Annotated in this window: 11 protein-coding genes and 1 riboswitch; of the genes, 6 read left to right on the forward strand and 5 right to left on the reverse strand. The window is 68.9% G+C overall.

Annotated elements, in window-relative coordinates; translation table 11 throughout:
* The first annotated feature begins 42 nt into the window (after nucleotides 1-42).
* From OYE22_RS31130 to OYE22_RS31155, 6 genes are all read left to right on the forward strand, one after another.
* Complete coding sequence (locus OYE22_RS31130) at nucleotides 43-645, forward strand: hypothetical protein (protein ID WP_277323521.1); 603 nt, start codon at nucleotides 43-45, stop codon at nucleotides 643-645.
* Nucleotides 646-1,085: 440 nt separating this feature from the next.
* A riboswitch (cobalamin riboswitch) is annotated at nucleotides 1,086-1,268 on the forward strand.
* Between the two features lie 179 nt (nucleotides 1,269-1,447).
* Nucleotides 1,448-2,971 carry a CoA-acylating methylmalonate-semialdehyde dehydrogenase gene (locus OYE22_RS31135; RefSeq protein WP_277323522.1) on the forward strand — a complete coding sequence of 508 codons (1,524 nt, stop codon included), beginning with the start codon at nucleotides 1,448-1,450 and terminating at the stop codon, nucleotides 2,969-2,971.
* A gap of 6 nt (nucleotides 2,972-2,977) precedes the next feature.
* Complete coding sequence (locus OYE22_RS31140; protein ID WP_277323523.1) at nucleotides 2,978-4,126, forward strand: acyl-CoA dehydrogenase family protein; 1,149 nt, start codon at nucleotides 2,978-2,980, stop codon at nucleotides 4,124-4,126.
* Nucleotides 4,123-5,187 carry an enoyl-CoA hydratase/isomerase family protein gene (locus OYE22_RS31145; protein WP_277323524.1) on the forward strand — a complete coding sequence of 355 codons (1,065 nt, stop codon included), beginning with the start codon at nucleotides 4,123-4,125 and terminating at the stop codon, nucleotides 5,185-5,187. Before OYE22_RS31140 ends, OYE22_RS31145 begins: the two co-directional genes overlap by 4 nt.
* Nucleotides 5,184-6,080 (forward strand): 3-hydroxyisobutyrate dehydrogenase, encoded by an 897-nt coding sequence (mmsB, locus tag OYE22_RS31150; protein WP_277323525.1) that lies wholly within the window; start codon nucleotides 5,184-5,186, stop codon nucleotides 6,078-6,080. Before OYE22_RS31145 ends, mmsB begins: the two co-directional genes overlap by 4 nt.
* Nucleotides 6,077-6,868, forward strand: a complete 792-nt coding sequence (locus OYE22_RS31155) for an enoyl-CoA hydratase (RefSeq protein ID WP_277323526.1) — start codon at nucleotides 6,077-6,079, stop codon at nucleotides 6,866-6,868. Before mmsB ends, OYE22_RS31155 begins: the two co-directional genes overlap by 4 nt.
* A gap of 248 nt (nucleotides 6,869-7,116) precedes the next feature.
* Here the strand turns inward: OYE22_RS31155 and galE are convergent, their stop codons facing one another.
* The 5 genes from galE to OYE22_RS31180 all read right to left on the reverse strand — a co-directional run bounded on the left by galE (nucleotide 7,117) and on the right by OYE22_RS31180 (nucleotide 12,685).
* Complete coding sequence (gene galE / locus OYE22_RS31160) at nucleotides 7,117-8,112, reverse strand: UDP-glucose 4-epimerase GalE (protein ID WP_277323527.1); 996 nt, start codon at nucleotides 8,110-8,112, stop codon at nucleotides 7,117-7,119.
* Nucleotides 8,113-8,355: 243 nt separating this feature from the next.
* Nucleotides 8,356-8,841, reverse strand: coding sequence for a DUF4430 domain-containing protein (locus OYE22_RS31165; RefSeq protein ID WP_277323528.1), 486 nt, complete (start codon nucleotides 8,839-8,841; stop codon nucleotides 8,356-8,358).
* Between the two features lie 75 nt (nucleotides 8,842-8,916).
* Entirely contained in the window at nucleotides 8,917-9,693 is a 777-nt protein-coding gene (locus OYE22_RS31170; protein ID WP_277323529.1) for an ECF transporter S component, read from the reverse strand.
* A 95-nt stretch (nucleotides 9,694-9,788) separates the two neighbouring features.
* Nucleotides 9,789-11,483, reverse strand: coding sequence for an ABC transporter ATP-binding protein (locus OYE22_RS31175; protein ID WP_277323531.1), 1,695 nt, complete (start codon nucleotides 11,481-11,483; stop codon nucleotides 9,789-9,791).
* On the reverse strand, nucleotides 11,480-12,685 hold the full coding sequence (locus OYE22_RS31180) for an energy-coupling factor transporter transmembrane component T (RefSeq protein WP_277323532.1): 1,206 nt from the start codon (nucleotides 12,683-12,685) through the stop codon (nucleotides 11,480-11,482). Before OYE22_RS31180 ends, OYE22_RS31175 begins: the two co-directional genes overlap by 4 nt.
* Nucleotide 12,686: the final 1 nt, after the last annotated feature.

A 12,686-nucleotide genomic window follows, 5' to 3' on the forward strand; every position in this document is an offset into this window, starting at 1 on the left:
AGTGCTGTTAAGTCAAAGCGCGCGCCGTGAGAAAATCGGCGAGTGATTATCGTCGCTGAAGGCCCTACTGCTGTAGGCAAGAGCCACTATGTGGCCACTTTTCCGTCTGCTCAAATTGTCGGCGAGAAACCGGGTCACGTACGCCCGCCTGACGTTGCGGATATCGACGGGGTGAGCCGTTTCTGGACTAGGCGCAGTGAGGAGCGCTGGGCCAGGGCGCTCGATCGTGAAAATGACCAAGGGCGCGCTGTCTGCGACACCGACCCTCTGAAGCTCCATTTATCCTGGACCCTGGCGCGTGCCGGCTTGTCCGCCACCGCCGATGAATTCACGCGCCAGTTGGAGCTCACTCGGTCGGCCATCACCAGGAAGACCCTAGGCGTCGCGGACCTGATCGCCTGTGTGACGCTACCCGAGGACGTTCTGCGGGAGCAGCGGAAGCGGGATATCTCCCGGCGGCGCCGCAATTTCGAGGTGCACGTACGGCTGGCTGAACCGCTGCGTGAATGGTATGCCACGCTGAATTCCGTCGACCCTGGTCGCGTGGCCTGGGAATGGCCGGATGTATCTCACTGGGTTGGTCGGCGTGAACGGTACGACCTGGACTTGTTCGACACCTGGATGGCGAAGCTCCCGCCCCTCTGAAACAGGTCTGATATCGCCCGATGCGGTTCTCGCTGGCGGTGCGAGAGGGGTGTGAAGGAGGCACGATGACGCACCCCGGTAGGGCGGGCCGGTGTGAGGCGCTCGTGCCGACCGTCGATGGGCCATGTCCGGCGACTTCTTCGACTTCCGGCTCGGTCTCTCCTTCTGGCCGTTCTGTCCGAGTCCGAGCAGTGCCAGTGCCGCACTGCCATGGACATCGCCTCGTCCCTGGACGGGGACACCGCTCGGGTAGCCGCCAACCACGTGTGTGGGTCATGCCAGCCGGGTTGGCGGTGCTGACGGCCCTTCGGCGGGCCGCGCGCCAGGCTCGGGCCCGTGCCCCGGCTCCGTCAAACACCGGGCGGCCGATCCCGAACACCGATGACCGGGCAACTTCGGGGGGCCGGCTTGGAGTAGTGGATTTACTAGGACGTCCAACTATATAGTCGGGACCACAAGGCCCGCGGTGCAGGGAAGCCGGTGTGAATCCGGCACGGTCCCGCCACTGTGACCGGGGAGTACGCCGTCGACAGGTAACGCCACTGACGAGCTGGATGTCGGGAAGGCGGATGGCGCGCGCTGATCCGGGAGTCAGGATACCGGCCGCGGGATGTTCCGTGTTGTCCACGAGGATGGAGCTGACACGCATGGCACCGGTTTGTCTCCACGACCCGAGTGGGCCCGCCGTCTGACGGGGCTTCGGCCATATGTGATCTCGCACCCCCTGCACCCGTACGGCATCCACGTCCGTACGCAGGGGGGACGCGCCATCCCCGGATCCTCCTGACGAGAGCAGGCAGTCATGGTCCGCGAGCACGAACGCGCCCCCGTGCGCGAGTTGACGCACTTCGTCAACGGCAGGCACACCCCGGGAACCTCGGGGTCTTTCGGTGATGTGTACGACCCCAACACAGGCGAGGTCCAGGCTCTGGTCCCCCTCGCGAGCCGTACCGAGACGGAGGCGGTCATCGCCAACTCCGTCGAAGCCCAACGCCAGTGGGGCGAATGGAACCCCCAGCGCCGCGCCCGGGTCCTTCTGCGCTTCCTTCAACTCGCCGAGCAGGAGAAGGACGCGCTGGCCCGGCTGCTGTCCGCAGAGCACGGCAAGACGGTCGCCGACGCGCACGGTGACATCCGACGCGGTCTGGACGTCGTCGAGTTCGCGGCGGGTATCCCGCACCTGCTCAAGGGCGAGTTCACCGACAACGCCGGCACCGGCATCGACGTCCACTCGCTCCGTTCTCCGCTCGGTGTGGTGGCCGGCATCACCCCGTTCAACTTCCCGGCCATGATTCCTCTGTGGAAGGCCGCCCCTGCCCTGGCCTGCGGCAACGCCTTCATCCTCAAGCCGTCGGAGCGCGATCCGTCCGTTCCCCTACGGATCGCCGAACTGTTTCTGGAGGCCGGGCTGCCACCCGGCGTCCTCAACGTCCTCAACGGCGCCCGGGAGACGGTCGACACCCTTCTCACCGACCCCCGGGTGGCAGCACTCGGCTTCGTCGGCTCCACCCCGGTCGCCGCCCACGTCTACGCCACCGCCGCAGCTCACGGCAAGCGCGCGCAGTGTTTCGGCGGTGCCAAGAACCACATGATCGTGATGCCGGACGCCGACCTGGACCAAGCGGTGGATGCACTGCTCGGAGCCGGATACGGCTCGGCCGGTGAGCGGTGCATGGCCGTCTCCGTCGCTGTCCCGGTAGGCGAGGACACCGCTGAAGCGCTGGTGGCCCGTATGAAGGAGCGCATCGGCACGCTGCGGATCGGCCGCAGCGACGATCCCGAAGCCGACTTCGGCCCGCTGGTCAGCCGTGACGCCGTCGAGCGGGTCCGTTCCTACGTTGAGCTGGGCGTCGAAGAAGGAGCCGAACTCGTCGTGGACGGGCGGGGCTTCGTTATGGAAGGCCATGAGGAGGGCTTCTTCACCGGGGCCTCTCTCCTTGACCGGGTGACCCCTTCCATGCGTGTCTACCAGGAGGAGATCTTCGGCCCGGTGCTGTGCGTCGTGCGCGCCGCCGATTACGAAGAGGCGTTGCGCCTGCCCAGCGAACACCTCTACGGCAACGGTGTGGCGCTCTTCACTCGGGACGGTGACACCGCGCGCGACTTCACGCGGCGCGTGAACACGGGCATGGTCGGCATCAACGTGCCCATCCCGGTGCCGGTCGCCTACCACACCTTCGGCGGCTGGAAGCGTTCCGGCTTCGGCGACCTGAACCAGCACGGCCCGGACTCGATCCGCTTCTACACCCGCACGAAGACGGTGACCTCGCGCTGGCCCGCCGGCCTGAGGGAAGGCGCCAGCTTCACGATCCCCACGATGGGCTGAGCGATCATGACCAGCACTCTGCTCACCGAGGTCCAGCGGTCCCTCGTGGAGACCACGCTCGACTTCGCCCAAGACCACCTCGCGCCGCACGCGCTGGACTGGGACCGTGACAAGCACTTCCCCGTCGACGTGCTGCGCAAGGCGGCCGGGCTCGGTCTCGGCGGCGTCTACGTCCGGGAAGAAGCCGGCGGTTCGGCCCTCACCCGTGCCGATGGCGTCCTCGTGTTCGAGACCCTCGCCTCCGGCTGCCCGTCCATCGCGGGATACCTGTCCATCCACAACATGGTCGCCTGGATGGTCGACCACTACGGCGACGACGCCCAGCGTGAGCGATGGCTGCCACGCCTGTGCTCCATGGACGACCTCGCCAGCTACTGCCTGACCGAGCCGGGAGCCGGTTCGGACGCCGCGGCCCTGACCAGCCGCGCGGTACGAGACGGTGACGACTGGGTGCTCACCGGCGTCAAGCAGTTCATCTCCGGTGCCGGGTCCTCCCAGCTGTACGTCGTAATGGCCCGTACCGGTGGTGAGGGCGCCGACGGCATCTCCGCGTTCGTCGTCGACAAGGACGACCCGGGTCTGGACTTCGGACCCGACGAGCGCAAGATGGGTTGGAACGCCCAGCCGACGCGCCAGGTGGTCCTGAACGATGTCAGGCTGCCCGCCGACCGGCTCCTCGGCCGCGAGGGCGAGGGCTTTCGCATCGCCATGAACGGCCTCAACGGTGGTCGCCTCGGCATTGCCGCCTGTTCCCTGGGCGGCGCCCGCAATGCCCTCGACCGCAGCCTGACCCATCTCGCCGACCGAGAGGCGTTCGGCGGGCGCCTCCTCGACGCTCAGGCCCTGCGGTTCCGGTTGGCCGACATGGCGACGGAACTCGCCGCCGCCCGTGCCCTGGTCCAGCAGGCCGCGCAAGCACTCGACCGAGGCGATGCGCAGGCACCGTACCTGTGCGCGATGGCGAAGCGGTTCGCCACCGACACGGGTTACTCGGTCGCCGACCGTGCGCTGCAGCTCCATGGCGGCTACGGCTACCTGAGCGAGTACGGCGTCGAGAAGATCGTTCGTGACCTGCGTGTCCACCAGATCCTGGAAGGAACCAACGAGATCATGCGCGTCATTGTGGCCCGCGGACTGACAGAGGCGTTCCGATGAGCGACGTCCAGTTCCTGACGAGTGGCCACTCCGCTCACATCGTCCTCAACCGACCCAAGGCCCTGAACTCCCTCACCCACGAGATGGTGCTCCGCATCGACGAGGCACTCACGGACTGGGAGCGCGATCCGGCCGTCAAGCTCGTCGTCATCAGTGGCGAAGGGGATCGCGGTCTGTGTGCCGGTGGTGACATCCGGGCTATTCACGACGACGTGCGGAACGGCGACGGCACCGCCTCGGCTGCCTTCTGGCGCGACGAGTACCGGCTCAACGCCCGGATCGCTCGCTACCCCAAGCCCTACGTCGCTGTGATGGACGGCATCGTGATGGGAGGCGGTGTCGGCGTCTCGGCGCACGGCAGTGTCCGTATCGTCACTGAGCGGTCCAGGATCGCCATGCCCGAGACCGGCATCGGTTTCGTCCCCGACGTCGGCGGCACCTACCTGCTCGCCCTGCCTGCCGGAGAACTGGGTACTCACCTCGCCCTGACGGGTGCACCGATCGCCGCCGCCGACGCCCTGCTGTGCGGCCTCGCCGACCACTACATGCCCTCGGCGTCGCTCCGTGCCTTCATTGACGATCTCGCCCATCTGCCGGTGCGCGAGGCTCTCGAACGCCATGTCCGGGACGCGCCCCCCGGGGAACTGGTCGGCCGACGAGGCTGGATCGACCAGTGCTTCTCCGCGGACACCGTCGAAGAGATCCTCCAGCGGCTCCTCGCCCAAGACACCCCGGAGGCCAAGGAGACCGCGGAGACCCTGCTCACCAAGTCCCCGACCGCGCTCAAGGTCACACTGGCGGCTCTGCGTCGCGCCCGTCGGCTCGGCCCGCTGGAGCGGGTCCTCGACCAGGAGTACCGCGTCTCCTGCGCCTGCCTGCACAGTCCTGATCTTGTCGAAGGCATCCGCGCCCAGGTCATCGACAAGGACCGCGACCCCACGTGGTCGCCGGCGAGCCTCGCCGAGGTCACCGCGGCGGATGTCGAGCGCTTCTTCGTCTCCCTCGGCGAGCGCGAACTCGGCCTCGCCACATCCCACACCACCGAGGAGGTGGCCTGGTGAGCCGGACCATCGCGTTCGTCGGACTCGGGCACATGGGTGGCCCGATGGCCGCCAACCTGGCCAGAGCCGGACACCGTGTGCTCGGTTACGACCTGGTGCCGGCGGTCGTGGAGGCTGCCGGCCGTGCCGGCGTGGAGCCCGCCGTGTCCGTGACCGAGGCCGTCAAGGTCGCCGACGTGGTCATCAGCATGTTGCCCACCGGGCGCCACGTCCGCGGCCTCTATGAGGAAACCCTGGCGACCGCCCGCCCTGGAACCCTCTTCGTCGACTGCTCCACCATCGACGTAGCGGACGCGCGCGTGGCTCATCAGCAAGCCCTCGCCGCCGGCGTGCGTGCTCTGGACGCGCCCGTGTCAGGTGGCGTGGTGGGAGCCGAGGCCGCCACGTTGACCTTTATGGTGGGTGGGGGCGAGGACGAGTTCGCCGACGCACGCCCCCTGCTGGAGGCCATGGGCGACAAGGCCGTCCACTGCGGCGGGCCGGGCGCCGGCCAGGCCGCGAAGATCTGCAACAACATGATCCTTGGCGTCTCCATGATCGCCGTGAGCGAGGCTTTCGTCCTGGGCGAGAGCCTCGGCCTGTCCCACCAAGCGCTGTACGACGTGGTCTCCACAGCATCCGGCCAGTGTTGGGCCCTCAGCGTCAACTGCCCCGTGCCTGGTCCGGTGCCCACCAGCCCCGCCAACCGCGATTATCGTCCAGGCTTCGCCGCCTCCTTGATGGCCAAGGACCTCGGCCTGGCCGCCAACGCCGTCCGCGAGGGTGGCGTGCGGGTGGACCTCGGCGTCCGAGCGGCCGAGTTGTACGCGGCCTACGCCGAACGTGTCGGTGACTCCGAGGACTTCTCCGGCATTGTGCGCACCGTCAGGAAGCAGAGTGGAGAGCGAGCGTGACCATCGATCCCGCGGGTGAGTACGAGACCATCCTGGTCGAGCGGAAGGGCCGTACCGCCCTGCTCACTCTCAACCGGCCGAAGGCCCTCAACGCGCTGAACCTCCAGGTAATGAACGAAGTGGTCGCCGCCACCGAGGCCCTCGACCGCGACCCGGACTGCGGCTGCATCGTCATCACCGGCTCAACGAAGGCGTTCGCGGCCGGCGCTGACATCAAGGAGATGCACCCGCAGGGGTACTTGGACATGTACCTCAGCGACTGGTTCGCCGCATGGGACCGGCTCGGACAGTTGCGGACCCCGACAGTGGCGGCCGTCCACGGATACGCCCTCGGCGGCGGCTGCGAGTTGGCCATGCTCTGCGACATCCTGCTCGCCGCCGATACCGCGGTCTTCGGCCAACCGGAGATCAAGCTCGGGGTGATTCCCGGCATCGGTGGCTCCCAACGACTGACCCGCGCGGTGGGTAAGGCCAAAGCCATGGAGCTGTGCCTGACGGGGCGCACCATGGACGCCACCGAGGCCGAACGGGCCGGATTGGTCTCACGGATCGTGCCCGCCGGCGAACTGGTCGAGGAGGCACTGTCGGTCGCCGAAACGGTCGCGGGTATGTCACTGCCCGTGGCCATGATGGCGAAGGAGGCTGTTGGTCGGGCCTTCGAGACCACGCTCGCCGAGGGTGTCCGCTTCGAACGCCGGCTCTTCCACGCGGTGTTCGCCACCGCCGATCAGAAGGAGGGCATGGCCGCCTTCGCCGACAAGCGGCCCCCCACGTTCCGGCATCGCTGAACCACGCGGAGCGCGAGTGGCCCCGGAACTGTTCCGGGGCCACTCGCGTTCTCTGACGCACATCGGTTCGGAGACCGCGTCTGCGAACGCCGCCTCTGTACACGGCCCTCGTCTTCTACCTGCGTCCCGTACGGGGAGGGAAACGGCGCTCCGTGACGGCGCGTCCAACCCGTTGGGCTTGCGCCCATTGCTGCCCTTGGAGCCCGATCGCGGTCATGGCCTTACCTGGGCAGAGGAAGAGGGGCGTATCAACCTTCGAGTACCTTGTCGCGTACCGTCATCCAGTCGAGGGCGGATTGGATCCCCTCCTCCAGAGACAGCTTCGGTGTCCACTCCAGCAGGCGTTGGGCCCGATCGCTCGTGGTGTACCCGCCGGCTACGTCGCCAGGGCGAGGGTCGGTGTCGATCGTTGCGACGGGGGTGCTCACGACATTGTTGAACGCGGTGCACAGCTCGCGGACGGTGGTGCCGGCGCCGGTGCCCAGGTTGATCACGTCCGACGGCTGCGATGCGGTGAGGATGGAGTCGAACCGCTCGACCGCCGCGATGTGGGCTGCGGCGAGGTCCCAGACGTGCACGTAGTCGCGGATGCCCGTTCCATCGCGGGTCGGGTAGTCCACGCCGGTGACCGGGAACGCCGTGCCTTCTTGGTGTGCCTGGATGAGTTTGCCCAGCGCATGGCTGGGTCGCTTGAGTTGGAGACCGGTCCGCAGGAGGGGGTCGGAGCCGACCGGGTTGAAGTACCGCAGCGACAGGACCCGCATCTTCCCGGCGGCGGCGATGTCGGCGAACATCTCCTCGCACACGGCCTTGGTTCGCGCGTAGGGGCTCTGCGGCGCCAGCGGTGAGTCCTCGGTGACGGGGGAGCCGTCCTCGACCTGATAGATGGAGGCCGAGCTGCTGAAGATGAGCCGGTCGCAGCCGTTGCGATGGAGGTGGCGGACGAAGTCCAGGCTCTTGCCGACGTTCGCCTCGTAGTAGCCGATCGGGTCCGCCACGGACTCCGGCACCACGATCAGCCCCGCGCAGTGCACCACAGCGGAGATGTCCGGGTGCTCGGCGAAGACCCTGTCGACCACGGCCCCATCTGAAATGTCGCCCTCGTGGAAGATCCGGCCATCGGTGAACTCCCTGCGGCCCGTGACAAGGCTGTCGAGGATCACTGGGGTAACCCCCGCGTCCAGGCACGCCGAAGCGACGGTGCTTCCGATGTAACCGGCTCCGCCGGCGATGAGAACAGCCATGGCCTATCCCTTCTCGGCCCTCGTGTGGCCTGGAACTGGCAGAAGAGTTGGCGGAGTGGTCGAAGCGTGAAGTACCGGACCGTCACTGAGGGAGTCGACGCCTCGTGACCGGCTGAGGCGGTGATGGCAGCGTCACGACATGCCCGGCCTCGCGTAGCTTCTGGCGTCCCGGCCACCCGCCCCAGGGGGCAGTTGGGCGGTTGGCTCGCTGTGCCGTGACACAGCGAGCCAACCGCGGGTTGCCTAAAGTGCCGTCCAGGTGAAGGCGACCTTGTCGCCCGCCTTGAGGGCGAATTGGCAGCCGCCGACGGGGATCGAGGTGCCGTTGACGGAGATGTTCCAGTACGCCGACGAGCCACCGGTGACGTTCTTGATCGTGTCTACCGAGAAGTCGTCGAAGGAGGCGTACCACGTGCCATCCCAGACGAACTGCGCCTTACGTGCGGCGTCGTCGAGGGCTGCGGTGGGTGTGGGTACCGGGGCCGGGTTCTTGCCTGCGTTGGTGCCGTCACATCTGTGGGTGCCCCCGGTGGCCGTGGTGACATCGTGGCCCTTGGTTCTTATCGTCCCCTGGTAGAGCGTGGTGTCGGGCCCCTGGACCGTGACGGACACGGAGACGGGTGCGTTGGGGCCGGGCGGGGGACAGGCCGCGAAGGCCGGGGTGGCTTGGAGTGCGAGCGCGAGAGCGGCGGCGGGCAGGGCCGCACGGCGCAGCAGGGTGAGGTCCATCAGTGAGCCTTTCGGTGAGAAGGGTTGGGGTGGTGGGCATGGAGTGCTGCCCGGGCCCCGGTGGGGAAGGGCTGGTTACGTGTCGACTGGCTTCTCGCCCGTGTCGGTGGGTCGCCGGGTCGCGAAGGCGACCGGTGCCTGGAAGCGGGCCTTGCGCGCGGCGCGTCGGAAGACCGTGAGGACGGCCGGGCCGGCGAGGGTGATGCAGACGAAGTTGGTGATGGCCCGCCCGGTGTCCCAGCCCAGCGAGGTGGCGATGTCGAAGGCGACGTAGCGCTGCCACTGTTCGGTGAAGGGCAGGCCGGGCAGGTAGGCGATGGAGCTGTTCGGGTCGAGTGAGAAGGGCCAGAAGGAGAGGTTGAGCAGGAATCCGAAGAGGTAGCCGGAGCAGGCGCCGTAGGTGGCCAGCAGCAGTACCTCGCGCCGACCGGTGGCTCGCGGGAGTAGTCCGGCGAGCAGGCCGACGAAGGCGCAGCCGAACATCTGGTAGGGCATCCATGGGCCGACCCCGCCAGTGATCAGGGCGGAGGCGAACAGTGACGTACACCCGAGGGTGAAGCCGAAGCCGGGACCGTAGACGCGGCCGGCCAGGACCAGGATGAAGAAGACCGTCTCGATGCCGGCGGTGCCCGCGCCCAGGGGACGGATCGCCGCGTTCACGGCGGACAGCACGCCCAGCATGGCCAGCGCCTTGGAGTTGATGCCGCCCTCGGCGATCTCCGATATGACCACGCACAGCACGAGGATGAGCAGCACACCGAAGATCAGCAGTGGGGCGTAGGTCGATCCGAAGGTGCCCGGGGCGACCACGAACGGCCAGAAGAACGCCACGACACCCAAGAACGCGGCCATCGCGATGACGAGGCCGGCACGTGGGGTAATGCGGATGGCGGTGGCGTTGCCGGTTCCTGGGCTCGGAGCGGTGACGCGCGCTCGCCCGCGGCGGATCATCGAGTGCCGCTCCCCTCGGTGGCGGGGGTGGGTTCGGTCTCGTCCAGGGCCAGGGCCGTCTGCTCCACGGTCAGGTACGGCAGCGGCGCGAGGACCTTGGCCACCTGCGGGGCGAACACCGGTGAGGCCACGACGACCTCAGCCGCCGGACCGTCTGCGACGATCTCACCCTCGGCCATCACCAGGACGCGGTCCGCGGTGCGGGCCACGAACTCGACGTCGTGTGTGGAGACCACCACCGCTCGTCCCTCGGCGGCCAGGGCGTCCAGCACCTCGGTCAGCCGGGCCTTGGCCCGGTAGTCCAGGCCCCGGGTGGGCTCGTCGAGCAGGACGACGCCGGGTGCGGCTGAGAGTTGGATGGCCAGCACCAGGGCCAGCTTCTGGCCTTCGGAGAGATCGCGCGGATGGGTGTGGTCGTCGATGCCGGGGGCGAGGCGGTCCAGGATCTCGCGGGCCGAGAAGCCGGCGCGCGGGGTCGACTCGGCGTCGGCCTGGTCGAGCTCCTGCCGCACACTCTCCAGGTAGAGGAGGTCCGTGGGGGTCTGGGGGACGAGGCCGACCAGGCGGCGGGCGCTGGCGGCCGAGACCGCCGCGGGGTCGTGGGCCGGGCCCACGGCTGTGGCTGGAAGGTTCCAGGGCGCCACGCGTACGGAGCCCTGGGAGCGTGGTCCCGAGCCTTGCAGCGCCCACAGCAGCGAGGACTTGCCGGAGCCGTTGCGGCCCATTAGTGCCGTGGTCTCGCCGCCGCGTAGCCGTAGTCCGGCCTCGCGTACCGCAGGTAGCGGCTGGCCTCGGTAGTGCACGCTGACCGCGTGGGCCTGCAGCAGCTCACGCGGGTCCGCCAGCGGTCGAGGGGGCCGTGCGGCGGGTACGGGGAGGCGGGCGAGGCGGTCGCGCAGTGGGCGAGCCGCGCGGCGCGCGTCGCGTACCGAGAGGGGCAGCGGAGCCCACTGCGCGCGGCGCCCCAACTCCACCACCGGGGGCGCGATCGAAGTGGTCCGGAAGACCTCGGCGGGCGGTCCCGACACCACGCGGCCGTCGCCCGGCAGGTGCAGAACGCGGTCCGCGTACTGCACCACCCGCTCCAGTCGGTGCTCTGCCAGGAGCACGGTGACGCCCAGGTCGTGGACGAGTCGGGTGATCGCCGCGAGCACCTCCTCGGCGGCCGTGGGGTCGAGGGCCGAGGTCGGCTCGTCCAGGACCAGGACACGTGGGTGTGCGGTGAGGACGGAGCCGATCGCCACGCGCTGCTGCTGGCCACCGGAGAGTTCGTGCAGCGCCCGATGGCGCAAGTCCGCCAGGCCCAGCAGGTCGAGGGTCTCCTCGACACGTTTGCGCATGGTCTCCGGCGGGATGGCCAACTGCTCCATCGCGTACGCGAGTTCTTCCTCGACCGTATCGGTGACGAACCCGTCGATCGGGTCCTGGCCGACTACTCCCACCACGTCGGCCAACTCCCGGGGCGGGTGGGTCGCGGTGTCGCGGCCGTCCACGGTCACGCTGCCGTACAGGGTGCCGCCGGTGAAGTGGGGCACGAGGCCGTTGACGGTGCCGAGCAGAGTGGACTTGCCCACACCGGTGTGACCGACGACCAGGCACAGCTCGCCCTCGTCGATGGTCAGGTGGATGTCGCTCAGCACGGGCTGGGGCGCCTCGTCATACGCCACGCTGACGTGGTCGAAGGTGATCACTGCGCGGCGGCCTTCCGAGATTGCCGCACGGGTTCGCGCGGTGCGGCGGGTGTGACTGGTGGGGCAGTAGTGGATGGTGGCGGAGGTGCCAGGAACCCGGCCGCTCCGGCCAGCAGGATCGCGATGGCCGGCACGGCGGGGAGGGTGGGCCAGCTCAACGGGTAGAGCGACGGGTTGAGTTCGGCCGCGTCGAAGCCCGCGTTGGTGAAGAGCAGGACGCACGAGAACACCCCGCAGCCCGTTACCGCCCACTCCGCCAGCCGCCACGGGTCCGGCCGATAGGCGGTACGGGTGATGCGCCGGCCGCCCAGCCGTAGCCCGGCCACGCACAGCACGGCGCCCACCGCCAGCGCCGGCATTCCCAGGAACGCGGGAGTGGTGGCGTCCAGCAGCCCGTAGGCTCCGGCGCACAGGCCGCACATGCCGAGCAGCAGCAGGGCGCCGGTCAGTCGACGGGAGGCGGCAGTGGCGCGCCCGGCGCGGCCGTAGCCACGGGAGTCCATGGCAGCCGCCAGCCGCAGCGAGCGCTCCAAGGCGTCCTCCAGGACGGGTACCACGATGCCGCGCAGCGCACGGAGTCCCTTGGTACGGCCGGCGCGCAACCGGCGCGCTCGGTGCACGCGTTGCACACTTTGGACGAGTTGTGGAGCCACGCTGATGGAGACGGTGACCGCGACTCCCAGCTCGTAGAGCGCGCCCGGAAGCACACGCAGCGCCCGTTTGGGGTTGGCCAGGGTGTTCGCGGCGCCGATGCAGCACAGCATGCAGGCCAGCCGCAGGCCGTCCACGGCCGAGGAGAGCACCGCCTCCAGGGAGACCGGACCGCCGATCTCGATGCCCGCGTACCAGTCGGGGGTGGGGATGCGCGGGAGGGAGAAGAGGAAGTGATCGTGCGGAGTGATGCCGGTGGCGAAGACCGCGCGGAAGAGTACGCGGATCGCCACCACGGTCAACGCCAGGTACAGGTAGTACTTGAAGCCTCGGGCCCAGGGCGCCTCGGTGCGGCGCATGCTGATCACGTAGCCGAGGACGGCAAGGACGAGGAAGAGCAGCAGGGGGTTGTTCGTCCTGCTGACCGCGGTGGCCAGGGCCAGTGCCCACACCCACCAGGCCACCGGGTGCAGGGTGCGCGGCAGCCGGCGCGCCACAGCGGGCCGCTGCCCGGGCCCCGCCCGCCGCTCAGTGACAGTGCTGTTCGTCACC

It is taken from the genome of Streptomyces sp. 71268 (genome assembly GCF_029392895.1).
GTDB lineage: Bacteria > Actinomycetota > Actinomycetes > Streptomycetales > Streptomycetaceae > Streptomyces.